Below are 22,834 nucleotides of genomic sequence, written 5' to 3'. Positions count from 1 at the left end.
AAACGGCAAAATCGTAACATTTAGTTACATTAAGCCCCGCGTGCTTAAAACTCAGTTACAGGGCTGAGGGCATCATATCGAATTGAGTGGCGATCGCCAGCCGTACCCCATTGACAAAATCCCACCCCGATTGGGCTTTGCGACCACTCAAGTGCACTTGACTCAGCAGCAGGCGACCCTTGCCCGTCTGTACCACGGGGCCCCATCCCTTAATTAGCTCTACCACCGTACCCGGGGCGGAAGATGCCTCAGGCTCACAAACAAAAGACTGTAAAGGTTCCGGTAATTCGGCCCTCACTTCGGGCACCAATGGCCACGTTTGCAGCAGTTTCAAGGGGGTGTCTTGCCACTGGGTATAGGCATAGGGGTAAAAGGCGCGCACTTGGTTGTGAAGGGCTAAGGCCGATCGCCCCCAATCAATGGCATAGTCACTTTTTTGAATGAGCGGTGCGTAGGTAGCCTCAGCGTCGTTTTGGGGTTCGGGTTGAAGCTGTAGCAGTTGCTGCAAGGTTTCTAGTAGGAGGTCGGCACCCATGTCACTGAGCTTGGCACTGAGGGTAGCAGCGTTATCTCCTAGATGAATCGTTACTTTGCGCTTCAGGAGCATCGGGCCTGTGTCCATACCCGCATCCATGCGCATCGTCGTCACGCCGGTTTCCCCTTCGCCATGGTAGAGTGCCCACTGAATGGGCGCGGCACCGCGATACTTCGGCAGCAGCGAGCCGTGGATGTTGATGCAGCCGTAACGGGGAATCTCAAGGATCGACGGGGGCAGGATTTGACCGTAGGCCACCACCACAAAGACATCAGCGCCTAGCGATCGCAAGACCTCAGGCAGCTCTGGATCCCGACGCAGACGTTCCGGCTGCCAAACCGGTAATCTGTGGCCAAGGGCTAAGGCCTTGACCGGAGAAGGCGATAACTGGTTGCCCCGTCCCCGTCGGCAATCGGGCTGGGTGACCACCCCCAACACTTGATAGGTCTCTGTTTCCAGCAGCCGTTGTAGCGGCGCAAGGGCAAACTCCGGTGTGCCAAAATAAATGATTTTCAACCGCTGCCCACTCCCTGCAAAACGTCAACTGCTGGTTTAGAGAGTCTCAGGAGCGTCATCCTCAGAAGGGGTGAGGGCTTCGCCGCCGTCACTACTACCGTTGAGATCTTCTTCCGTCACTTGGGAGCCACCACTAATAACCGCCAAATCCACCTGCTGGCGGTAGGAATCCACATTTTTAATCAGGACTTCAACGCGATCGCCCAAGCGGTAGCGCAAGCGGTTACGCCGACCCGTCAAGGTTTGGGCATGGGCACGGTATTCATACCAGTCATCCTTGAGGGAGCTGACGTGGACTAAGCCCTCAACATTAAAGTCAATCAGTTCCACAAAGAAGCCATAGGACTGCACGCCGGTAATAATGCCCGAACGCACTTCGCCGATGCAGGCTTGGACTTGGCGCACCCGTTGTAGCCCCACCAAATCCTTCCAAGCCGTGTAGGTTTGCCGCTCCCGCTCTTGGAGGTGGGGGGCTAATTCGTTAACGAGGGTGTCCACTTCCCGCTGGATATCGGTGGTGAAAACAGTCCAATTCACCTGCTCCAAGCAACTGGACTCGCCAAGATTGACGCGCTCTTTTGCCCGTGGCCCGCGGCGATCGCGCCCTTCCGTCAGGAGAATGTGCAAAATGCGCTGATTCACAATGTCAGTGTAGCGTTGGAGGGGTGAGCAGAAATGGCCATAGCCCTCGCCAGTGGCCAAACTAAAGTGGGGCAGCGCCACGGCAGTATCGCTGGCGGGTTTGAGTTTATCCAGCAGGAGTTCCTGCAACACGGCTGCTAGATCCGAGGTGGCCAATTGTGCCATAAAGCGCTGACAGTCGCGGGGCGTGACCTGCGTGGGATTGTCTAGGCTCAAGGGCAAGTTGAGATTTTGGCAGAGCTTGAGAAAATCCTGCACGGCATAGAGTTCGGGCACAGGCTGCGTGCGGTAGAGAGCCGGTACCCCCAACTTCGCCAAATGCCGAGCCAGGAGTTCATTGGCAAGGATCACTAAGCTTGTCCAAGGGGTGACCCTCGGTAGGGGAATGGCGGGGGCGAGACCCTCATCGGCATAGGCAAGGCTCAGGGCATCCGCTGGCGTGACTTCAATACTCCCCCGTGCCTGTCGTTGCTGACTCACGGCATTGGCAAGGTGAATCAGGGCACGCAACCAATCACCGGAAGTATCCCCTAGGGCAAGGGTGGCCGCCACCTGCTCACTGGTGACACAGGCATCAACGCGGATACAACTGCGGTAAATTCTGTAGGACTGAACTTCACCGGCATTGTTGATCACCATCAGCAGCGAAATGGCAGCGCGATCGCCCCCCGGCAGCAAGCGCAACCTCTCCAATTCCTGCGGCAAGAGGGGCAAACTCAGTTCAGGGGTGGCGAGGGTCATCCCCTGACGGCGAGCAGTGCGATCCAGCAGTTCATCGCGGGGGAGCAATCCCCCCACATCGCTAATGTGAATCCCCAACTGCCAGAGATTTTGCTCGAGGGCATCGAGGGAAAAGGCCACTTGGGGTTCTTGGCCGGGAGCCACTAAGGTAATGGTGACCAGTTCCCGCAAGTCTTGGCGATCGCTCAAGTCCAAGGTTTCCAACTGGGCATTTAAGGTGGCGGCTGCTGTCCGCAGGGCGGGGCTAAATTGGCGGACAAGATTATGTTTGCAGCAAATCAAATCTAAGGCTGGCGCCGATTGGGCATCACTCCCTAGGATCTGGCCAATTTCCCCCGTCGGCAGGTACCCCCCCAAGGGATAGCGGCGAATGTTCACATGCACCAGTTGATCCACCACCGTGGATAGATCGGGCACGAGGTCATTGGGTTCAAGGGCAATTTCAAAGAGCAGGCGATCGTCGAGGGGAATGGCCCGAAAGCCGTCTTCGGTCTGTTTCACCCGGGCAATCACCGAGGGATTTCCCCGCTCAAGGATCAGTTTCACTTCCCCCTCTGGAGATTTCTTGCGGCGGCCTTCACGGGTGACCCGCACCAGCACGCGATCGCCATTCCAAGCGGTACTGAGTTGATGCTCACGCACAAAAATATCTTCAGCACCCTCGGTATCTTGAATCGCAAAGCAAAAACCCTTGCTGGAGCAGCGCAGCCGCCCTTCAATCAACCCATCATCACTGGCGCGGCGATACTTGCCCCGTTCTTTGATGAGCAGGCCAATGCGTTCTAGGGCATCAAGGGCAATTTCCAGTTCTCGCTGGCTCTCAGGATCGTCACAGCCGAGTTTTTTTTCGAGAACTTTCGGGGCAACAAATTTATCTTCGCTAAAGTTGGCAAGCAGACTGGCAATCGTAAAATGCATCGGCAACTCGGTGAAGGGAGGGCAACAGTGGATGTAGCGTTGTTGGTGTCAAGTATCCAAACTGTAGCTTATCACAGTTGCAGGAGTATCTTAGGGGATCCCCAATCTGTCCTATAATTATGGCGCGTTGATTCTGGGCACGAAACATCCTAGATTTGAGGAATGGCGATCGCCCGCATCAATTACTGTTCTCAATCGTTGTCCATCCAGTTAAGGCATCTATGAATCAATCTGAAATTCTCGAAAAAGTAAAAGCCATTGTTGCCGATCAACTCAGTGTTGATGCAGAAAAGGTTGTGCCCGAAGCAAGTTTTGCCGAGGATCTCAATGCTGACTCCCTTGACTCCGTGGAGTTGATCATGGCACTTGAGGAAGCGTTTGGTGTGGAAATTCCCGACGAAGAGGCGGAAAAACTGAAAACCGTCCAAGATGTCCTTGACTTTATCAACAATAAGGTAGCTGCATAGATCCATGGCAAAGGCGCACCAAAAACGGGTCGTTGTCACGGGGATGGGGGCAATTACCCCCCTCGGCAACACCCTTGCGGAGTATTGGGAAGGGTTAATGGCCGGTCGCAACGGCATTGATTACATCACGGCTTTTGATGCCAGTCGTCATGACTGCCGCATTGCGGGTGAGGTGCGTGGCTTTGATCCCACCCTCTACATGGATCGCAAAGATGCCAAACGCATGGATCGCTTTGCTCAATTTGCCGTGGCTGCCAGTAAGCAAGCCCTTGCAGATGCCCAATTGACGATTGACGAGGGCAATGCCACTGACATTGGCATCATTATTGGTACGGGTGTGGGCGGCCTAAAGGTGATGGAGGATCAGCAGGAGGTCTATCTCACCAAGGGGCCCGATCGCTGTAGTCCCTTTATGATCCCGATGATGATTGCCAATATGGCCGCCGGACTCACCGCCATTCACACCGGTGCCAAAGGCCCCAATTCCTGTTCCGTGACCGCCTGTGCAGCGGGTTCCAATGCCATTGGCGATGCCTTCCGTATGGTGCAGCACGGTTATGCCAAGGCCATGATCTGTGGCGGTACTGAGGCAGCAATTACTCCCCTATCGGTGGCGGGTTTTGCGGCAGCCCGTGCCCTGTCCACCCGCAATGATGACCCCCACCATGCCAGCCGTCCCTTTGACCTCAACCGCGATGGCTTTGTCCTTGGGGAAGGGGCAGGCATCTTGATCCTTGAAGAATTGGAATTTGCCCTTGCGCGGGGGGCACGCATCTATGCAGAAATGGTGGGCTATGGCTTGACCTGTGATGCCTACCACATGACTGCTCCCTCACCGGGGGGAGAAGGGGCGGCCCGTGCCATTGAAGCCTGCCTCAAGGATGGGGAGATTGCCCCGGATCAGGTGAGCTATATCAATGCCCACGGTACAAGTACCCCCGCCAACGACAGTACGGAAACTGCCGCTATTAAACGTGCCCTTGGTGAGGAAAATGCCCGTCGCGTTCCCGTAAGTTCGACAAAATCCATGACGGGGCACCTCCTAGGGGGGTCAGGGGGTATTGAGGCGATCGCAACGGTGATGGCGGTTGCCCACGATCGCATCCCCCCTACAATTAACTTGGAGCAACCGGATCCTGCCTGCGATCTGGACTATGTTCCCCATCAGAGCCGGGCTTGTCCGGTGACGGTGGCTTTGTCCAACTCCTTTGGCTTTGGTGGGCACAACGTGACGTTGGCCTTCCGCAAATTTACTCCCGATCGTTAACTGTCTGCTGCAAACCCAATTAGAGAGAGAAAGCAATGCCTGCGGTGACTCAATCCCTTGATGAACTCTGTATTAATGCGATTCGTTTCCTAGCGATCGATGCGGTGCAAAAGGCCAACTCCGGGCACCCCGGCCTACCAATGGGGGCAGCACCCATGGCCTATGTGCTGTGGAACCAGTTCATGCGGTTTAACCCCAAAAATCCGCAGTGGTTCAATCGCGATCGCTTTGTCCTTTCGGCGGGTCATGGCTGTATGTTGCAGTATGCCCTGCTCTACCTCACGGGCTACGACAGCGTCACCATCGAGGACATTAAACAGTTTCGCCAATGGGGATCGCGCACACCCGGTCACCCGGAAAACTTTGAGACCCCCGGTGTGGAGGTGACTACAGGCCCTCTCGGTCAAGGGATTTGTAACGCCGTTGGCTTAGCAGTGGCGGAAGCCCATTTAGCGGCTCGCTTCAACAAGCCCGATGTCACACTAGTGGATCACTACACCTACGTTATCCTTGGCGATGGCTGCAACATGGAGGGCATCTCCGGCGAAGCCTGCTCCCTTGCGGGTCACTGGGGCTTAGGCAAACTCATTGCCCTCTACGACGATAACCACATTTCCATTGACGGTTCCACCGACATTGCCTTTACAGAGGATGTCTGCAAGCGCTTTGAGGCCTATGGTTGGCACGTGCAGCACGTCGCCGATGGCAATACGGATCTTGCGGGCATTGCCAAAGCCATTGAAGCGGCCAAAGCCGTAACCGATAAACCTTCACTCATTAAAGTCACCACTACCATTGGCTATGGTTCCCCCAACAAAGCCAACACCGCTGGGGTGCACGGCGCTGCTCTTGGGCCTGAGGAAGTCAAGCTCACCCGCGAAAACCTTGGCTGGAACTATGAGCCTTTTGTTGTCCCCGAGGATGTCCTCAACCACTTCCGCAAAGCTGTGGAGCGCGGTGCTAGCTATGAAGCGGAGTGGAACCAAACCCTCGCCACCTATCGCCAAAAGTATCCTGAGGAGGCTGCCGAATTTGAACGGCTGCTGCGGGGTGAGTTGCCCGCCAACTGGGATGCTAATCTGCCGAGCTACACTCCTGAAGATAAGGCTGTGGCCACCCGCAAGCATTCGGAAATTTGCCTGAACGCGATCGCCCCCAATCTGCCCGAACTCATTGGCGGTTCTGCGGACTTGACCCACTCCAACCTCACCGAACTCAAGTGCTCCGGTGACTTCCAAAAAGGCCAGTACCAAAATCGCAATATTCGCTTTGGCGTGCGCGAACACGGCATGGCTGCCATCTGCAACGGCATTGCTCTCCACAATTCCGGCTTGATTCCCTACTGTGCCACTTTCTTGGTCTTTGCTGATTACCTGCGGCCTGCCCTGCGCCTCTCAGCACTCTCCCAAGCGGGGGTGATCTATGTGATGACCCACGACTCCATTGCCCTTGGTGAAGATGGCCCTACCCACCAACCCGTGGAGACCCTAGCCTCATTGCGTGCTATTCCCAACCTACTGGTGATCCGTCCTGCCGATGGCAATGAAACCTCGGGTGCCTACCAAGTGGCCGTCCAACGCCGCAAACAGCCAACCCTCTTGGCACTGACGCGGCAAAATGTGCCCAACTTGGCCGGTACCTCTGCGGCCAATGTCGCCAAAGGTGCCTATACCCTTGTGGATTGCCAAGGTACTCCCGATTTGATCCTGATTGGCACCGGTTCAGAAGTCTCCCTCTGTGTCAAGGCCGCTGAAGTCCTGACAACTAGTGGCAAGAAAGTGCGGGTGGTGTCCATGCCCTCCTGGGAACTCTTTGAGGAGCAATCCCCTGAGTACAAAGCCAGTGTGCTGCCGGCGGGGGTAAAACGCCTTGCGGTGGAGGCGGCGTCCAGTTTTGGTTGGTGCCGCTATGCCGATGCAACGGTGTCGATCGAGCGCTTTGGTGCCTCGGCTCCGGGGAACGTCCTCATGGAGAAATTTGGCTTCACGGTGGACAATGTGGTGGCCAAGGCCAATGCCCTGCTTGGCTAAGTTGCCAATGGTACGCCTTTAGACGGAAAATATCAATAGATGCTCAGGGTGGGGGGGTATAACTCTCTGCCCTGTTTTGCTTTTTTTGAGAACGCCCTATGCCACGTCGTCGGAAAAAATTTCCCTGCGGCCACCAAGGCTATGGTCAGGTTTGCCACTACTGCGCTCAGTTGATCCAAGCAAAAGCTCTAGAGGTAGCAGAACGGGAACAGGCACGACTGGCACAGGAACAAGCACGCTTGGCACGGCAGGAATGGGAGGCTTCCTTTGCCAACGATGTGGTGGATCTCCAAGGGTTGCCGAAGTGGATTGTCCTCAAAGCCCGCCAAGTGATTGCAGAACTCCTTGCAGGAGCCGACTATCGCCAGTTCAAGGGCAAGCGCCTGAATCACGATCGCCGAATTATTAGTATTCCCCTGAGCTATAACTATCGCCTCATCTGCTATGACACGGGCGATCGCATTGAACCCCGCAGTGTGCTCTCCCACGAAGCCTACAATGTCAAAAAACCTCTCGCTTAGTCTCATGACGGCCAACACGGATTATCCTTGGTATGCAGCGGCACAACTGATTCAACCGGCACTGATTCGCCTGCTTGATCATCTGCGGCGATCGCTAGAAACTTCCCCTTGGCAGGGCACCTATGAAACCGTTGAGATTCCCTGTGGTGAAGCCGAACCACAAATTCTCTACTGGCTGCACTTACGTCAGGGCGATCGCCAAGAGCGGGTGAACCTGTGGGAGCTGTGCTACCAAATTTGTTTTCAGCAGTACACCCCAGAACTGGACTACAGCGGCATCCATGACTTTCAGGTGGGGGAGGTGCAAGCTGACCTCAGCCTCTTTGACCCTGCTGGGGAGGTGGACTGGCACAAGCTCGATCAGAAGGCAGCACAGGTGGTTGCCGCCCTATTTGCCGGCTTAGATCCCCCTTAATTTTAAGTTTTTGTAGAAAAATTAACCAAGGCTGCCCCACGGCGACCCGCTGCATGGTATGCTCCAATGCCATAGGGAATCTTTTTACCGAAGCAGCATGGGTTCAAACTATCAAAACCAGCAAAATAGTAATGAGCAGCCTTGGGAGGAGGAAGACTTCGAGGAGGAGATGGAGCAACTCCGCCTTTACGATGATGATGGTCGCTTCCTCGACTGCTACATCGAGTTTCGTCTGAAGGTGCAAGGGGAAACCTATGCGCTGCTGCGGCCAGTGGACTACCCCGTAGAAATTTTTGCGGTCGTGGCCGAAAACGACGAGGAAGAAATCTTGGTGCCCCTAGAGGAGCAGGAAATTGATGCGGTCTTTGATACAGCCCGTGCCATCCTTGAAGAACAAAACCTCACCCTCAAGCGCACTGCACTAACCCTCACCGTAGCGGGTGAACTGCCGGATCTGGATGAAGATGAGATTCTCACGGTTGAGGTGGAAGCCGATGATGACATTGAGGAGTATCAACCTCTGGGCAGTAGCTTCTTTTGCGGTACACGGGAATACAGCGTTTATACGCCCCTGAGTCCCACCCTTTATGTGGCTCGCCTTGTCCCCGGTCAAGAACCTGAACTCCTCTCTCCCCAAGACTTTCAACACCTGCAACCCCTCTTGGAACAGCATTTGGTGAGCCATCTCATTGAAGAGGAGGACTGGGAAGACTAGACCCTACAGATTCTTAGGGTTTGTAGCGTAGGATCGGTAGCCCCCACGATCTCTGCCCCCAGCTCTTGGAGGGTTTGCAAGGTTTCAATCACTGATGCAGTGATCCGTTCGCCGGCGATAACAGCGGGAATTCCCGGTGGGTAGGGGGAGAGGGTCTCAGCGCTAATCTCATTTAAGGCCGCCTTGAGGGGAACCGATGCCTGTGGGCAAAAGTAGGCATCCCGTGGTGAGAGTGTAGGTTCTTCAAGGTTAGGGATTGGGGGAATGACCAGTGGCGGCAGAGGCGCATTGTGACGATATTCGGCATAAACACTTTTCAGGCGATCGGCCAAGATTTCGAGCATTATTTGGCTGGTACCGAGGCCAAGGCAAAAGGTGAGCGATCGCCCGCTGGGAAATTCAGCAATGATCTGCGGTTGCAACAGCTCATCCAGGGCAAACCCCGTCAGACCGATCGGCCAAGTCCCTAGGGTCAATCGCAGCGGATCCTGAGGGATACCTGTGGGCTGCCAGCGCGGTAAAGGCCATTCAGAGGTCTTAACCCACTGGAGAAGTCGCGCGTAGATTTGCTCTCCCTGCTCAGCCATCTGCACCCCCGCCCGCTCAAGGGCTGCCAAAAACCAATAGCTGGGACTGGTGGTTTGCACGAGGTTCAGGGCTTGACTCAAGCGCTCAGGGGACACCCGCTCCCCCTTCAGATGCAGCACTGCCGTTTGGGTTAACGTGCCGAGGGTTTTGTGCCACGACTGCACCACCACATCTGCGCCTGCGGCCAAAGCGGCTACCGGCAAGGCGGGATGATAGGCAAAATGACTGCCGTGGGCTTCATCGACAATGAGGGGCAAACCGTGGTCATGGACGCACTGAGCAATCTCGACCAAGGGTGAGCAAAGGCCTTCATAGGTGGGACTGACAAGCACAACCGCCTTGGTATCGGGATAGGCAGCCAAGCCGGCGGCAACCACATCACGGGTAACGGGCAACGGCAGCCCCCACTGGGGATCAACGGCGACTCCCAAATAGACGGGCTTCGCCCCCGTTAACACCAGTCCCGCAATCACTGAGCGGTGGACATTGCGCCCCACGAGAACGCGATCGCCCGGCCCTACCGTGGCTAGAAGTGCGGCTAAAAGACCACTGGTGGCACCATTCACCAAAAACCAAGCGCGATCGCTCCCCGCCGTCGCCGCTACCGCCGCCTGTGCCTCTGCCAGCACTCCTGTTGGCTGCGCCAAATTATCAAGGCCGGGCAACTCACTTAAATCTTGGGCTAAGGCCATTCCCCAAAGGGCACGCAACAGCGGCTCCATGCCTCGACCCCGTTGATGGCCGGGCGTGTGTAAGGGAATCGTGTGGTTTTGGGCTAAAAGAGCAGCAAGGAGAGAAATCGTCAACTACAATGAATATAAGGGTCTAAGTAATTATACGGATTTAGGGATGTCTATACCGCAAGACGATCGGTTGGAGTATTCACTGCTGTCGGAGCGTGAGCTACAGGTGTTGGAGCTTGTGGCGGCGGGGCTAACCAACCAAGACATTGCCGCCAAACTAGACATCAGCAAGCGTACGGTAGATAACCATATCAGTAATATTCTAATGAAAACAAAATCAGAAAATCGTGTGGCACTTGTGCGCTGGGCTTTAGCCTGGGGTAAAGTTTGCTTGAATGATGTCAATTGTTGTGCCTTACCCACTCCCCCGACCCAGCCCCATGAGTGAACGGGTGTACTACAATCCCCGCCTGTCACTGGCGGTCTATCGTGAGCTGGCTGCCCACTTGCAGTTACTCGATGGGGTTTCTGTGCGGCTGTTGCCCCAAACCTGTTCCCACTTTGACTACGAACTCAGTCAAATTGAAGGCATTGCCGTGGCTGTGCCCCCTACGCTTGACCGAGATGCCCAAGCACGATGTGAGGAGATTCTGGAACACTACGGCCTTCAGCACGGTGGCTGGCAATGTTAAGGACAGACATCCCTAGCGCACTGCTCCCTACGTTAGATTGCCATGGACGCTGAAGAGTTGCTCGCTCGCTATGCCAAGGGCGAAACCAATTTTCAAACTGTGAATCTGGCCGGCGTTCGTCTCGTGGGTGCCGATTTGATTGGTATTGACTTGCGCGGTACCAGTTTACAGGGGGTGCATTTCCAGTTTTGTCATTTTGGTCGTGCTGACTTTAGCTATGCCCTCTTGACGGGCGCCCGCTTGGAGGGATGCAACTTTACCCAAGCAGTTTTTAACGATAGCCATTTTCGTGATGCCCAATGTCATGGTTGCGTTTTTGATCGCGCCAATTTGCAGGGAGCAGATCTCACATTGGCCGTTTTTCGCGACTGCAACTTCCTGAGTAGTGACTTGCGACAGGTGAATTTAAGCCATACGGTTTTGGCTGGCTCCTGTCTGCGCAGTGCTAACTTTCGCAAAGAGAACTATCAGGAGGGGGCAAGTCTGGTGGGTGCAGATCTGCATCAGGTAGATCTCCAAGGAACGAATTTGGCAGGGGCAGATCTATCGCGGGTGAACCTCAAGGGGGCGCATCTTAAAGAGGCCAACCTCAATGGCGCCAACCTGACCCAAGCGAATTTAGAAAATACCAATCTTCAGGGGGCAATTCTCACCCGTGCCATTCTCTATGAGGCGAATCTGGTGGGAAGCAACTTACGGCAGTCGCGGCTGGCTCAAGCAGACCTGCGGGGAGCGATTCTCACGCAAGCGGATTTAAGTCAAGCGATTCTCTCCGAGGCGCGGCTTGATGATGCCCAAGCTCAAGGGGTGAACTTGCGGGAAGCGGTTTTGAATAAGGCGGATTTGCGGCGTACGGATCTCACCGGGGCGGATTTGCAAGAAGCTCGCCTCATTGATGCCTACCTAGCCCGCACGAATCTCAAGGGTGCCAATTTACGTCAAGCCAACCTAATGCGTGCTGATCTCAGTAGTGCCCTGTTGCTGGAGGCTTGCTTGGAGCAGGCATTAATGCCCGATGGCAGTGTCTTTATCTAAAGCACTTGCTATAGTACAACAGAGACGCAGTTTCCCTGAGGGGTATGGCAGAGTTTGCAGCGGCACTGGCACCGGAGCTAACGATTCAGTGGGTGAATGCGATCGCCAGCGTTCCCCAAGACCAGTGGGATGCTCTTGCGTTGCCCCTAGAAACCCCCTTCTTTGAATGGGAATGGCTGCACCAAATTGAAGCCTCTGGCAGTGCAACGCTGCAAACCGGTTGGCTCCCCCATCATCTCTTGGTTTGGCGCGATCGCCAAGGTCAGCGGGAACTGGTCGCTGCCGCTCCCCTCTATGTCAAAGGCCACAGTCAAGGGGAATTTGTCTTTGATCACCAATGGGCAGAGCTGGCGGCGCGGTTGGGCATTCGCTATTATCCGAAGCTGCTGGGGATGGCGCCCTTTACGCCGGCGGTGGGCTATCGCTTTCTCATGGCCGAGGGGGTGGATGAGGTCAGAATGACCAAAGTGATGCTCCATGAAATTGATCGCCTCTGCCAGCGCCACCGCTTTTCCAGTTGTCACTTTCTCTACGTCGATCCCCAATGGCAGCCCGCTGTCGAAGCCTACGGTTATCGTGCGTGGCTCCACCACAGTTACATCTGGCAAAATCGCAACTATCAGACCTTCGACGACTATCTCGCGGACTTCAATGCCAATCAACGCCGCAACATCAAGCGCGAACGCAAGGCCGTGGCTCAAGCGGATCTCACGTTTCGGGTTCATCGGGGGGATGAGGTCAGCCGCAGCCTATTGCGCCAAATGTACGATTTCTATGCCGATACCTGCGACAAATTTGGCTGGTGGGGCAGCAAGTATCTAACACGGCAGTTTTTTGAAGCCCTCAGCGATCGCTATCGCCATCGAGTCGTTCTTTTTGCTGCCTATCCTAGGAGTGGCGCGCAGCGTCCCATTGCCATGTCCTTTTGTATTACCAAGGGAGCCAATCTCTACGGTCGCTATTGGGGCAGTGCCCAGGAGATTGATTGCCTGCACTTCAATGCCTGTTACTACGAACCCATTGAATGGGCGATCGCCAACGGCATTCAGCGCTTTGATCCCGGTGCTGGCGGACGCCATAAAAAACGGCGAGGCTTTCCGGCCACTCCCAACTACAGCCTGCACCGCTTCTATGAACCCCGTTTAGCGCAAATTTTTGACCACTACATTGCCCAGATCAATGATGAGGAGCAACGGCTCATTGACACGATGAATGCCGATCTACCCATGAAATCCCTCTAGGACTGGGAGAGCGTCACCAACTCTGGAGAGGCAGGGGTCTCTTGGAGATGGGCTAATTCCGCAACAAAATCACTAATCCCTTGGAACTGACGATAGACCGAGGCAAAACGGACATAGGCCACTTCGCTAAGATGACGCAGCCGCTGGAGTGCCGCTTCCCCCAATTCGGCGCTAGTGACTTCGCGGCGCGATCGCAACTGCAAATCCGCCTCAATATCATCTACGAGGGCTTCAATTTTTTGTTGGGGAATGTTGGTTTTGCCACAGGCGGTCATGATCCCCCGTAGCAATTTGGAGCGATCAAAGGACTCGCGATCGCCATTGCGTTTAATGACCGTAATGGGAACGTACTCAATCCGCTCATAGGTGGTGAAGCGACGGCTACATTGGAGGCACTCTCGACGCCGCCGAATACTTTGCCCCCCCTCTGCCGATCGAGACTCTAGAACCCGACTATCCGTATGGTGGCAATAGGGACACTGCATAGGGATCCCCGCTTATTTAGGCACCTGAGAGTATCATAGCCGATTCTTTCGAGCGATTAACATTCGCAAGAGCTGCGACAGCGTTTGTTAGGCTAGGGGTATCCATCGGGTATCCTGCCATGACCGATCCAAACCCCCAAAAGAAACGCAATCAACCCACGATCATTAACGTCGAGCCAGAAAATTTACTCCTCATTGTTGCCCTGAGCCTCTTTATTCCGCTGGTGATTGTGGGCTTTTTTGGGCACTAGGACTCCCTGAAGAACTCAATATCAATTGCGATAGACACAGCATAATTAGCCAAAAATAAATTCTTCTTTTCATTGAAAATTGTAAATCAAACTGAGATAAACGGCTCAGTGCCCTTTGCTGTCGAGGATTTGCTGCATGAAAGTCTCCCTGTAGGGGAGTGATTTTGTCAGGACGAGCAGTATCAAGAAATCCTGAGAAACTTAAATAAGTCTTAACTATTCAACCCTTCAGTTATTAAAAAGCAAAAAAGGATTACGAACTTTTGAAGAAGGAGTGATCCAAGTTTTAGGATGACTTATAGACACTCTCTAAAGCGAAAACGCTCTTCTAGCCCGATGTGGCTTGTTGGATAGATTGTCAAAAATCAAGCTTTGTTTGGGGGGAAACTAATGAATCATCGTCAATTTCAATATGAGACTCAATATCTCAAAATTGATCACTTGATGAATCATTTTGGGATCAAAAAGATAATTAACCAATATCAATCAAACTATCTAAACAAGAATTAATTAAAACTTAAATCTCGTAAAAACACGGGAAATTAGTATTCCCTAATACCAAGACTCAATTGACAGAAATTAGCGAGGCTGACTAGACTATGAGCATTGGCACGCTATCAAGGTTAATCCAGAAAATCACTCTCCTAGGCGCACTCCTAGGACGCAAAAAAAGTTGAAATGACTTAGTCAGATTGTAATCTGGATAACAACTATGACGCTGTTTTTAGGATTTAATGCCTAATTGCTCAGTGAGTAATACACAGTTTTGCCCTCCTCTATTGGATGTAAGGAAGTCGCTTATGGTTCCCTCTTTGTCGATTTCAATGATCTATTACTTGCGGCGGTTGTTGCGGCAGTACGAGCCATTTCTTAGGCCTGTCATCTATGAGGGGGCAGGGCTAGTGGCCAATGCAGAAGCAGATCTGGGGGCTGTATTAGAAAGCCTTTATCCAGACGTAAAGGAATTGGCTACGGTCACGGAACAGTTGGGCAGACTTATTCTTTTACACCAGAAAAAAGACCTACTCTCTATTGAGCAATATGAGGCAATTACCCAGCAGATTTTCTGGATTTTGGGATTAAAATACGCCTCATCAGGTGTGGGCAAAGAATCAGTAACTGCCTAGGCACAAGAATTTGAAGAGATATCAATATCTTTATCGCTTCATAATTCATAATAGGAATTTCAGGAGAGGTACCAATGTGTCTAGCACTTTTATTGGTCTAGGTCAAATCACTCTGTTATTTGCTGAACACTCAAGCTAGGATAGCATCATGGAGCACGATGCCTCGTTTTTGTTTCCTCAATTTGGTCGGCCAATCATGGGTGGTCAAGCGAGCTATGGTTTTGATTTTCCAGCAAGCGCGGATCCCTATGAGCTGCTGCGGAGTGTTTGTGCCCGTTTACCTCTGCTGATCCTGTTCTATGACAATGAAGGGCAGATTTACTCCATTAACCAAGAGGTGACGACCCAGTTGGGCTGGGATACGGGGGACTTGCTCTCGCGGGATTTTTTGAGCCAGTGTTTTCCCGATCCAGAGACCCAGCGGCAAGTTCGTTATTGGATGGTTCATACTCCTAGCGGTTGGCAAGAAGTGCCTATCCATGGGGCGGATGGCCAAGTCCTAGAGATGATCTGGGCCTTTGTGCGCTTTCCCAATGGGGCAGGGTTGATCTGCGGCTACAACATCACCGATATAAAGTTGACCCAAGCAGCGTTGCTGGAAACCAGCGATCGCTATGCACTGCTCACCCGTGGCATCAATGATGGCATCTGGGACTGGAATCTGACGACCAATGAGACATTTTATTCCTCGCGCTGGAAAAGTATTCTCGGCTATCAGGATCACGAAATTGGCAACCACATTGACGATTGGCTCAAGCGGATACACCCCCAAGATGTCGAGCGGGTCAAATTGAATTTAATGCTCCATGTGCGCGGCCAAACCCCCCATTTCCACCAAGAGTTTCGCATTCAACATTGCAATGGCTCTTATCGCTGGGCGTTGGCACGGGGGCTGGTGTTGCGGGATGCCTACGGGAATGCCACGCGGGTTGCGGGTTCTCTGACCGATTTGACGGAACATCGCCTTGCCGAGGCACAGTTGCTCCATGATGCCCTCCATGACTCGCTGACGGGGTTAGCCAATCGCACGCTGCTTTTTGATCGCATTGAACAGGCGGCTCGCCATGGTCGGCGTCGTCCCGACTATAAATTTGCCATTTTGTTCATTGACATTGATCGGTTCAAGGTCATTAACGACAGCCTTGGCCACACTTGTGGTGACTTGATTTTGATTGAGTTGGCCAATCGCCTCAGCCGCATTGTCCGCCCCGATGACACGGTTGCTCGCATTGGCAGCGATGAGTTTGTGATTTTGCTGGATGATATTCGTGACAACAACGATGCTTTGGGGGTGTGCGATCGCATTCGCTGTGAACTCGATAAACCCTTTATGGTCAAAGATCAACCAATTACGCTGCGGGTGAGTATCGGCGTGGCCACGCGATCGCCCCACATTGAAAAAGCAGAAAACTACTTGCGCAATGCCGATATTGCCATGTATCGTGCCAAGTTGGCGGGGGGCAATCGCTATCAAGTCTTTAGTGAAGAAATGCATTTGATGGCGCGCGATCGCCTTTCTCTTGAAGTCGGCTTGCGCCAAGCTATTGAGCGGGATGAATTTACCCTCTTTTATCAGCCCATCTATCGTCTTAGTGATAATCGTCTCTACGGTTTTGAAGCCCTGATTCGCTGGCAACATCCCACCCAAGGTTTATTACTGCCCGATCGCTTCATTCCCCTTGCTGAGGAAACGGGACTCATTTTGCCCATTGGCGATTGGGTGATCTGGCGGGCTTGCCGCGATCTTCAGCACTGGCACGAGCAATTTCCCCAGTGTCAGTTGTCTGTGAATGTGAATTTATCGAATCGGCAACTGATGCACCCTGCCCTAGCCGAACAGGTGTTGGCGGCCCTAGAACAGACCCAGATTCCCCCCCATTGCCTGCACCTCGAAATGACCGAAAGTGTAGGCATTGATCAGCCCGATCAGGTGCGCGACATCTTACTTAAACTCAAGGCTCAAGACATCAAGCTCAGCCTCGATGACTTTGGCACGGGTTATTCTTCCCTGTGCTACTTGACCAATCTTCCCATCGACATCCTCAAAATAGATCGCAGCTTTGTGAAGCTGATCACTGAAACCGCGCAAAAACCCCTTGTGATTGATGCCATTGTCAGCCTTGCCAAGGGATTAGAACTCGAAGTGATTGCTGAAGGGGTGGAGCATCCCTATCAAGTGACGCGACTGCGGGAACTGGGCTGTGACTATGCCCAGGGCTATTATTTCTCGCAACCCCTGAGTATTGAGCAGGTGGATGCCCTGTTGGCGCAGATTCATGCTACTTAGAAACACCATTTCTTGGAGACCCTAAGCATCTAGTGATGGGCTTCTGAACTGACGCGGTACATCAAGTAGGTGCTGATGGCAATAATCAGAATTGCGGTGGCCAGATATAGTAAGTCAAGGGGCGTTTTGACATTGAAGGCAATCAGTTGCTTAAAGAAAGTCACCACCAGAGCCATGACGATTGTTTTTAGCAGTTTATCCTTAAGCTGATCTAAACTTTGAGCCTGCATCAGGGAAACATCAGTGGCGCGATCGCGAGCCAGACCCGCATCAATTTTAGAAATAAACAGTTCATAGATACCGAGGGCAAACAGCAACAAAATAATGCCAATTAAATACAAATCAATACCCGTGATGATGTAGCCAAGGGTTTTGATATAAATTGTCGAATCCCCATAATTGCGAAATTGGATGCCCAGCCCCAGAAGAATTTCATGACTGCCGAGAATAAATAGAGCAAAGGTACTGAGTAGGCTAAAAATGACGGGAATAATGACAAAAAGACGGAAATACCAGAGAAAAGGCTCAACAAGCCTCTCCAGTTGGGATAATCTTCGCATTACCAAGATCACCAAAAGCTCCTAACATGCTAGCAGAGGCACTCGCCAATCAAAGAAGGTGGGAAATGTGAGGGGAGCAATAGCTAGGGGTTAGTAGTTGAAGATTACTAGCAGAGGAGTAGGAGCCTATTGGGATAATTCTTTAATCAAGAGGTTGCCCATTTCGCGACAGCCCACCAGCGTACAGCCCTCAGCCATTAAATCGCCAGTGCGGTAGCCTTGATCTAAAACAGCAGTAATCGCTTCTTCGATCGCTTGCGCTGCTGCTGGTTGGTTGAGGCGATAACGCAGCATCATGGCCGCACTGAGCACCATTGCCAAGGGATTCGCTTTGTCTTGGCCGGCAATGTCGGGCGCCGAGCCATGAACCGGTTCAAACAGACCCGGCCCGGATTCCCCTAGGCTAGCGGAGGGGAGCATACCAATACTGCCGGTGAGCATGGCAGCAATATCGGAGAGAATATCGCCAAATAGGTTACTGGTGACAATCGTGTCAAACTGTTTCGGGGCGCGCACCAGTTGCATTGCGGCATTGTCCACATAGAGGTGGGTGAGTTCCACATCGGGATATTCAGCGCTAAGCGCAGTCAGGCGATCGCGCCACAGTTGGGAGACTTCAAGGACATTAGCTTTATCCACGGAGCAGAGTTTGCCCTGCCGTTTGCGAGCCGTTTCAAAGGCCACGCGGCCAATGCGGTCAATTTCCGTGGCGGTGTAGGCCATCGTATTCACCCCCCGCTGCTCACCCGTTTCCGTGGTGAAAATACCGCGCGGTTGACCAAAGTAAATGCCGCCAGTCAGTTCGCGCACCACCATGAGATCCACGCCGGCAATCACTTCCGGCTTGAGGGACGAGGCATGGAGCAGTTGCGGAAAAATCTTGGCGGGGCGTAAGTTAGCAAATAAACCCAGACCAGCGCGAAGGGCAAGTAATCCCGTCTCCGGGCGCAGATGACGGGGTAAGCTATCCCACTGCGTTCCGCCAATGGCGGCTAAAAGCACGGCATCACTTTGCCGACAGGTTTCCAGCGTTGCTGCTGGCAAGGGTTCCCCCACAGCATCAATGGCAGAGCCGCCCACAAGGGCAGGAATAAAGTCAAAGGCCAATTCAAAGCGAGGGGCGATCGCCTGTAACACATCGAGGGCAACAGCCGTAATTTCTGGACCAATACCATCCCCGGCCAAAACAGCAATGCGATACGTGGTTGCCATGCCTGTCTCAAAATCACCGATCTTCTAATCTACACCAGCAGCGGTCTTCCCTTGAGGCTATTCCGAGAGATAGCCATCCGGCAAAATCGCCTCGCTCATATCCACAGCACTGAGATCAACGCCATTGAGGCTGGCACCGGTAAGAATCGCTTCAATGAGATTGGCTCCCCGCAGATCGGCACCACTGAGATTGGCTCCCATTAAATTCGCCCCAATGAGAATGGCAGAGCTGAGATTGGCGCCCCGCAACAGTGCTTGGGCAAGGCTCACTCCCCGTAAATCGGCACCCACAAGGTTGGCTTTGTCCAAACAGGCATGGCGCAAGTTGGCTTCTTTGAAGGCCACTTCCCGCAGATAAGCTTCCTCAAGGTGAGCACGGCGCAGATTGGCTCCAATCAGGACGGCTCGCTCTAAATTGGCTTGGTACAAATTGGTGGCACTGAGATTGGCACCGCGTAAATTGGCCTGCACCAGTTGACTTTCTCGCAAGACGGCATCTGCCAAATCAGCGCCCCGCAGGTAGGCTTCCGTTAAGTTGGCACGGGTGAGGTTGGCACGTTCTAGCTCAGCAAGGGTGAGATCCGTGAGCGTCAGGTTGGCATCCCGCAAAATGGCTTCACTCAGTTGGGCACCGGTGAGGTTGGCTTCACTGAGGTCGGCATTGGCAAGGTTGGCACGGCTGAGATCCGCCCCCGTTAGGTTGGCCTTGCGCAACGACACCCAGCGCAGATCGGCGCTAATTAAAATCACACCCCGCAGATCCGCCCCCCGCAAATCCGCCTGACTGAGATTGACGCCCGTAAGAATTGCTCCCCGCAAATCAGCCCCTTGCAGGTTGGTACTTTGTAGGGCAGCATCGGTGAGATCGGCACGGGAAAGGTCAATGCCCGTCAAAATATACCGACTCAGGTTAGCGCGGCGCAACCGTACCCCCGCAAAGTCGCGATCGCCCACGCTATATTGTTTCAGTAGAGCATCTGGTTCCACAGTAATTCAGTCACGTCCTTCAGTAGCAAATCTGCGTCTAGTTTTAGGGTTCCCCCAGTTTTGGCTGAACCTACGGTGGTGAGAGGGGTTTTAGGCGGATTCGAGCGATGTAGTGGGTAAACCGATTATCCCGCACCTGACTGGTGATGCCTAGAGCAGCAAAGGGTTGGAGCGATCGCGCCACTTCAGGTGCTAGTTCAGGCAAGAGCAAGTTATTTTGCAGTGACCCAAGGTGACTCAAATTCAGGTAGAACTGCGTGTCCTTGGGCTGGGGCAGCACCGCACGATAGAGGGGAGAGTCGGCAAGGGAGCGCTCAGGGCGGGTACTCATATCCGTCAAAGGGCCGAGTCCCAAAAAGAGGGTCTGGTCATTCAGCCAACCATGCTGCCCCACCGGCAAACCTGGGGGAATACGCCAAGTGGTGATCGGTTGCGGTTCTGTTGCCGTTTGTTGTACTTGCCACCGCAGGCGATCGCGAATTTGGCTATCGAGCTGGCTCAGGGTTTGACTGGCTTGGGGGCGATCACTGGTCTGACTGAGAAAGAGCAAACTAGGGGCATTGCCTAGGGCGGGAACGGGCACAAAGGCAGCAGCAAATTCGCCATCCATCCAAGGCACAAAGGCCTGTTGCCAATCGAGGCCAGTGAGATCTTTAACCGTGCTGGCGATCGTCTCTTTCACTGAGGCGGGGGTATTCTGCCATAAATTCTTAAAGGAGCCTGTACCGTAAAAAGCAAGGGTCGTTTCAGGCACAAGACGACTAAGTTCACGGCTTTGACCTTCACTGACCAAGGCTTGATTCTGCTCAGGGCGCCAAGTCACCACCTCCAATTCGATTTGCTCAGGGGTCATGTCTGCGGTGAGCACCATCCCTTGCAGTTCCCGCGGGGGTTCAGGCAGACTTCCTTCAGGGGCGGCCATCTGACTGGCTAAAAAGGCGGGTAGGTTCAAATAGAGTTCCACCAAAGGGCGATGATCCGATAACCCTTTCACTGCCTGTTGATAGGTGGGCTGGCTGCCAATGCCGTTGTTGGCTTGGGCGGTGGCAATGACTTGTTGCAGGGCGCTCTGGTGCTGACTCCAAATGATGTAGGCCTGATTCTCATGCGCAACAAGGGCGATCGCACCGCTATCGGGGTCAGGGAGAATCCCCTTGGCCTTGAAGATTTTCACGCCGTTGATTTCTGTGATCGGCTCGCCAATGACGCTTTGCAGCAGTTGCTCCCCCATCGGTACATTTAGGGTCGGCACAATCCAAACGTGGGGCGGCACCGGCGATTCTCTGACGGACTCTGGGGTAATGGGCAACAAGACCACTGTGGCTTGGTCACCAATAAAGGGGCGCACATCCTTGAGGTAATCCAGTTGCGCCAGATTCACCCCCTCTGGCGAGAGCGGATCATAGCTGGGGTTCAACCAGGGTTGGGCTTGTAACAGGCCACTTTTGGCAAGGGCTTCCCAAGGCTTGGGATCCGTGGGTAAGGTGAGGGTCAATAGGGCACTATTGGGGGCGATCGCCATTCCGGGCGCGATCGGACGTTGACTAAACCGTTGCCACAGGAAGACCCCCGCAGCGGCGGCTGCCCCGACAATAACCACGGCAACACCACCCACTAGCCAAGGGCGGAACCGACGGGGAGACTGAACTGAAGGCTGAGATTCCGTGGTCATCACAACTCTCCAACGGGATGGTAAAGTGTGGTGCGCTGACATGGGGTTCGCCCTAAGGAGCAAATTGCGGCCACCAGATCTGCTGGACTAACGCCCGTGCCCCCCTGCGCTCCAGCCACTGAGGTAATGTGTTCTTCCATCAGCGTTCCCCCCAAATCATTACAGCCCCAATTCAGAGCCATGGTTGCCCCCTCAAGACCCAGTTTGACCCAACTAGGCTGGTGGTTCGGAATCCATCGCCCTAAAAACAACCGCGCCACTGCCGTGAGGACAAGTGTGGGTAATAACTGCGGTTGCGGGTGTCCTACCCATTGTCGCATTGCCTTGGGGGCAAGTTCCCCCACGTAGGGCAGCAGAATAAACTCGGTAATTTGCGCGGGATAGTCGTGTTCTAAGGCCTTTTGCTGAAGTTGCTGTAGGTGTTGTAGGTGAGCCACCTGATCGGCTGGGGTTTCAATGTGGCCGCAGAGCATGGTGCTGGTCGTCCATACCCCCAAACGATGGGCGGTTTCCACAATCTCTAGCCATGTCGCGGTGTTCATTTTCTCAGGACAGATTTTTGAGCGCACTCGATCTACTAACACCTCAGCGGCAGTACCCGGCATGGAGTCCACCCCACTCTGATGCAGAACATCAATCACTTGGGCATAGGAGAGGCCATCCTCACGGGCAATGAATTGAATTTCTTGGGGCGAAAAGGCGTGGAGATGGATTTCAGGAAAGGCCGTTTTAATGTCCCGCACGAGGCATTGGTAATAGCGCAAACTAGAGCCGCATTCTTTAGCGGCTGGATTGAGTCCGCCCTGCATACAGATTTCCGTCGCCCCTTGGGCAACTGCATCAGCCACTTTGCTCAGGATCGTGTCAATGTCGAGCCAGTAGGCATCGGCAGCGGTGGCATCGCGACGAAAGGCACAGAAAGCACAGTGTTGCTCGCAGATATTCGTGAAGTTGATGTTGCGGTTAATCACATAGGTGACGGTGTCGCCTACCTGTTGTTGGCGCAGGCGATCGCTCGCGGTTTGTAGTGCCCTGAGGAGGGGGGGCAATGGTTCTTGAGGATCACTGCTTGCGGCTAAGGGAAGAGCGGCTGTCAAAAGGGTGAGGGCTTGTTGGGCAGAAATGCCATTGTTGGCAAGAGCCGCCTCTAGCTCAACGATCGCCCCTATGGTCTGCATCGAATCTACTCCACCTTTAGGAAACTAGGTCACTCTTTCTTTAGCTTAAGCACAGCCCTTTTCTAAAAT

Annotated in this window: 22 protein-coding genes; 13 read left to right on the top strand and 9 right to left on the bottom strand. The window is 53.6% G+C overall.

What is annotated here, in order from left to right; translation table 11 throughout:
- Positions 1 to 55: 55 nt before the first annotated feature.
- Both fmt and QYC28_RS06080 read right to left on the bottom strand, forming a co-directional pair.
- Positions 56 to 1,051, bottom strand: a complete 996-nt coding sequence (fmt, locus tag QYC28_RS06085; protein ID WP_302680015.1) for a methionyl-tRNA formyltransferase — start codon at positions 1,049 to 1,051, stop codon at positions 56 to 58.
- A gap of 36 nt (positions 1,052 to 1,087) precedes the next feature.
- Positions 1,088 to 3,352, bottom strand: a complete 2,265-nt coding sequence (locus QYC28_RS06080; protein ID WP_302680014.1) for a ribonuclease R family protein — start codon at positions 3,350 to 3,352, stop codon at positions 1,088 to 1,090.
- Between the two features lie 221 nt (positions 3,353 to 3,573).
- Here QYC28_RS06080 and acpP point away from each other — a divergent pair, with 221 nt between their 5' ends.
- The 6 genes from acpP (at position 3,574) to QYC28_RS06050 (ending at position 8,767) form a co-directional block, all read left to right on the top strand.
- Complete coding sequence (gene acpP / locus QYC28_RS06075; protein ID WP_149819108.1) at positions 3,574 to 3,819, top strand: acyl carrier protein; 246 nt, start codon at positions 3,574 to 3,576, stop codon at positions 3,817 to 3,819.
- A gap of 4 nt (positions 3,820 to 3,823) precedes the next feature.
- Entirely contained in the window at positions 3,824 to 5,086 is a 1,263-nt protein-coding gene (fabF, locus tag QYC28_RS06070) for a beta-ketoacyl-ACP synthase II (RefSeq protein ID WP_206200057.1), read from the top strand.
- A gap of 35 nt (positions 5,087 to 5,121) precedes the next feature.
- The gene (gene tkt, locus QYC28_RS06065; protein ID WP_149819104.1) at positions 5,122 to 7,116 is read left to right on the top strand and encodes a transketolase; all 1,995 of its coding nucleotides are present in this window, start codon (positions 5,122 to 5,124) and stop codon (positions 7,114 to 7,116) included.
- A gap of 98 nt (positions 7,117 to 7,214) precedes the next feature.
- Complete coding sequence (locus QYC28_RS06060) at positions 7,215 to 7,637, top strand: hypothetical protein (RefSeq protein ID WP_149819102.1); 423 nt, start codon at positions 7,215 to 7,217, stop codon at positions 7,635 to 7,637.
- A gap of 4 nt (positions 7,638 to 7,641) precedes the next feature.
- Positions 7,642 to 8,052 carry a hypothetical protein gene (locus QYC28_RS06055; protein WP_302680013.1) on the top strand — a complete coding sequence of 137 codons (411 nt, stop codon included), beginning with the start codon at positions 7,642 to 7,644 and terminating at the stop codon, positions 8,050 to 8,052.
- Between the two features lie 97 nt (positions 8,053 to 8,149).
- A complete protein-coding gene (locus tag QYC28_RS06050) occupies positions 8,150 to 8,767 on the top strand; it encodes a DUF3727 domain-containing protein (RefSeq protein ID WP_149819098.1) in 618 nt (205 codons plus the stop codon).
- Here the strand turns inward: QYC28_RS06050 and QYC28_RS06045 are convergent.
- Entirely contained in the window at positions 8,764 to 10,161 is a 1,398-nt protein-coding gene (locus tag QYC28_RS06045) for an aminotransferase class I/II-fold pyridoxal phosphate-dependent enzyme (protein ID WP_302680012.1), read from the bottom strand. The genes QYC28_RS06050 and QYC28_RS06045 overlap by 4 nt on opposite strands.
- Positions 10,162 to 10,204: 43 nt before the next feature.
- Here QYC28_RS06045 and QYC28_RS06040 point away from each other — a divergent pair, with 43 nt between their 5' ends.
- From QYC28_RS06040 to QYC28_RS06025, 4 genes are read left to right on the top strand one after another with little or no spacing between them, the layout of a single operon-like run.
- Positions 10,205 to 10,486, top strand: coding sequence for a helix-turn-helix transcriptional regulator (locus QYC28_RS06040; RefSeq protein ID WP_011057702.1), 282 nt, complete (start codon positions 10,205 to 10,207; stop codon positions 10,484 to 10,486).
- Positions 10,479 to 10,730 carry a hypothetical protein gene (locus QYC28_RS06035; protein WP_286649965.1) on the top strand — a complete coding sequence of 84 codons (252 nt, stop codon included), beginning with the start codon at positions 10,479 to 10,481 and terminating at the stop codon, positions 10,728 to 10,730. The genes QYC28_RS06040 and QYC28_RS06035 overlap by 8 nt, the downstream gene beginning before the upstream one ends.
- A 42-nt stretch (positions 10,731 to 10,772) precedes the next feature.
- The gene (locus tag QYC28_RS06030) at positions 10,773 to 11,765 is read left to right on the top strand and encodes a pentapeptide repeat-containing protein (protein ID WP_286649964.1); all 993 of its coding nucleotides are present in this window, start codon (positions 10,773 to 10,775) and stop codon (positions 11,763 to 11,765) included.
- 44 nt (positions 11,766 to 11,809) lie between these two features.
- Positions 11,810 to 13,006, top strand: a complete 1,197-nt coding sequence (locus QYC28_RS06025) for a GNAT family N-acetyltransferase (RefSeq protein WP_149819092.1) — start codon at positions 11,810 to 11,812, stop codon at positions 13,004 to 13,006.
- On the opposite strand, the gene nrdR is transcribed toward QYC28_RS06025, so the two are convergent.
- Positions 13,003 to 13,491 carry a transcriptional regulator NrdR gene (nrdR, locus tag QYC28_RS06020; protein ID WP_149819090.1) on the bottom strand — a complete coding sequence of 163 codons (489 nt, stop codon included), beginning with the start codon at positions 13,489 to 13,491 and terminating at the stop codon, positions 13,003 to 13,005. The genes QYC28_RS06025 and nrdR overlap by 4 nt on opposite strands.
- 119 nt (positions 13,492 to 13,610) lie before the next feature.
- On the opposite strand from nrdR, the gene QYC28_RS06015 reads away from it, so the two are divergent.
- The 3 genes from QYC28_RS06015 (at position 13,611) to QYC28_RS06005 (ending at position 17,156) form a co-directional block, all read left to right on the top strand.
- Complete coding sequence (locus QYC28_RS06015) at positions 13,611 to 13,742, top strand: hypothetical protein (protein WP_255451724.1); 132 nt, start codon at positions 13,611 to 13,613, stop codon at positions 13,740 to 13,742.
- Positions 13,743 to 14,542: 800 nt separating this feature from the next.
- A complete protein-coding gene (locus tag QYC28_RS06010) occupies positions 14,543 to 14,869 on the top strand; it encodes a hypothetical protein (protein ID WP_302680011.1) in 327 nt (108 codons plus the stop codon).
- A 148-nt stretch (positions 14,870 to 15,017) separates the two neighbouring features.
- Positions 15,018 to 17,156, top strand: coding sequence for a bifunctional diguanylate cyclase/phosphodiesterase (locus QYC28_RS06005; RefSeq protein WP_302680010.1), 2,139 nt, complete (start codon positions 15,018 to 15,020; stop codon positions 17,154 to 17,156).
- Between the two features lie 29 nt (positions 17,157 to 17,185).
- Here the strand turns inward: QYC28_RS06005 and QYC28_RS06000 are convergent, their stop codons facing one another.
- The 5 genes from QYC28_RS06000 to cofH all read right to left on the bottom strand — a co-directional run bounded on the left by QYC28_RS06000 (position 17,186) and on the right by cofH (position 22,765).
- The gene (locus QYC28_RS06000) at positions 17,186 to 17,716 is read right to left on the bottom strand and encodes a YqhA family protein (RefSeq protein ID WP_149819084.1); all 531 of its coding nucleotides are present in this window, start codon (positions 17,714 to 17,716) and stop codon (positions 17,186 to 17,188) included.
- 126 nt (positions 17,717 to 17,842) lie between these two features.
- Positions 17,843 to 18,928 carry a 3-isopropylmalate dehydrogenase gene (gene leuB / locus QYC28_RS05995; RefSeq protein WP_149819081.1) on the bottom strand — a complete coding sequence of 362 codons (1,086 nt, stop codon included), beginning with the start codon at positions 18,926 to 18,928 and terminating at the stop codon, positions 17,843 to 17,845.
- A gap of 57 nt (positions 18,929 to 18,985) precedes the next feature.
- Entirely contained in the window at positions 18,986 to 19,915 is a 930-nt protein-coding gene (locus tag QYC28_RS05990; protein ID WP_149819079.1) for a pentapeptide repeat-containing protein, read from the bottom strand.
- A 70-nt stretch (positions 19,916 to 19,985) separates the two neighbouring features.
- Positions 19,986 to 21,587 carry a DUF3352 domain-containing protein gene (locus QYC28_RS05985; protein WP_302680008.1) on the bottom strand — a complete coding sequence of 534 codons (1,602 nt, stop codon included), beginning with the start codon at positions 21,585 to 21,587 and terminating at the stop codon, positions 19,986 to 19,988.
- Positions 21,587 to 22,765 (bottom strand): 7,8-didemethyl-8-hydroxy-5-deazariboflavin synthase subunit CofH, encoded by a 1,179-nt coding sequence (cofH, locus tag QYC28_RS05980; protein WP_149819075.1) that lies wholly within the window; start codon positions 22,763 to 22,765, stop codon positions 21,587 to 21,589. Before cofH ends, QYC28_RS05985 begins: the two co-directional genes overlap by 1 nt.
- Between the last annotated feature and the right edge of the window lie 69 nt (positions 22,766 to 22,834).

This window comes from Thermosynechococcus sp. HY596, from assembly GCF_030518715.1.
Lineage (GTDB): Bacteria > Cyanobacteriota > Cyanobacteriia > Thermosynechococcales > Thermosynechococcaceae > Thermosynechococcus.
This window is presented reverse-complemented; position numbering and strand designations above follow the sequence as displayed.

Bases quoted from the DNA above. Each gene is read 5' to 3' on its own strand.
- QYC28_RS06080 (WP_302680014.1), bottom strand. From the start codon at position 3,352: ATGCATTTTACGATTGCCAGTCTGCTTGCCAACTTTAGCGAAGATAAA.
- acpP (WP_149819108.1), top strand. From the start codon at position 3,574: ATGAATCAATCTGAAATTCTCGAAAAAGTAAAAGCCATTGTTGCCGAT.
- fabF (WP_206200057.1), top strand. From the start codon at position 3,824: ATGGCAAAGGCGCACCAAAAACGGGTCGTTGTCACGGGGATGGGGGCA.
- tkt (WP_149819104.1), top strand. From the start codon at position 5,122: ATGCCTGCGGTGACTCAATCCCTTGATGAACTCTGTATTAATGCGATT.
- QYC28_RS06060 (WP_149819102.1), top strand. From the start codon at position 7,215: ATGCCACGTCGTCGGAAAAAATTTCCCTGCGGCCACCAAGGCTATGGT.
- QYC28_RS06055 (WP_302680013.1), top strand. From the start codon at position 7,642: ATGACGGCCAACACGGATTATCCTTGGTATGCAGCGGCACAACTGATT.
- QYC28_RS06050 (WP_149819098.1), top strand. From the start codon at position 8,150: ATGGGTTCAAACTATCAAAACCAGCAAAATAGTAATGAGCAGCCTTGG.
- QYC28_RS06040 (WP_011057702.1), top strand. From the start codon at position 10,205: ATGTCTATACCGCAAGACGATCGGTTGGAGTATTCACTGCTGTCGGAG.
- QYC28_RS06035 (WP_286649965.1), top strand. From the start codon at position 10,479: ATGAGTGAACGGGTGTACTACAATCCCCGCCTGTCACTGGCGGTCTAT.
- QYC28_RS06030 (WP_286649964.1), top strand. From the start codon at position 10,773: ATGGACGCTGAAGAGTTGCTCGCTCGCTATGCCAAGGGCGAAACCAAT.
- QYC28_RS06025 (WP_149819092.1), top strand. From the start codon at position 11,810: ATGGCAGAGTTTGCAGCGGCACTGGCACCGGAGCTAACGATTCAGTGG.
- nrdR (WP_149819090.1), bottom strand. From the start codon at position 13,491: ATGCAGTGTCCCTATTGCCACCATACGGATAGTCGGGTTCTAGAGTCT.
- QYC28_RS06015 (WP_255451724.1), top strand. From the start codon at position 13,611: ATGACCGATCCAAACCCCCAAAAGAAACGCAATCAACCCACGATCATT.
- QYC28_RS06010 (WP_302680011.1), top strand. From the start codon at position 14,543: ATGGTTCCCTCTTTGTCGATTTCAATGATCTATTACTTGCGGCGGTTG.
- QYC28_RS06005 (WP_302680010.1), top strand. From the start codon at position 15,018: ATGGAGCACGATGCCTCGTTTTTGTTTCCTCAATTTGGTCGGCCAATC.
- QYC28_RS06000 (WP_149819084.1), bottom strand. From the start codon at position 17,716: ATGCGAAGATTATCCCAACTGGAGAGGCTTGTTGAGCCTTTTCTCTGG.
- leuB (WP_149819081.1), bottom strand. From the start codon at position 18,928: ATGGCAACCACGTATCGCATTGCTGTTTTGGCCGGGGATGGTATTGGT.
- QYC28_RS05985 (WP_302680008.1), bottom strand. From the start codon at position 21,587: ATGACCACGGAATCTCAGCCTTCAGTTCAGTCTCCCCGTCGGTTCCGC.
- cofH (WP_149819075.1), bottom strand. From the start codon at position 22,765: ATGCAGACCATAGGGGCGATCGTTGAGCTAGAGGCGGCTCTTGCCAAC.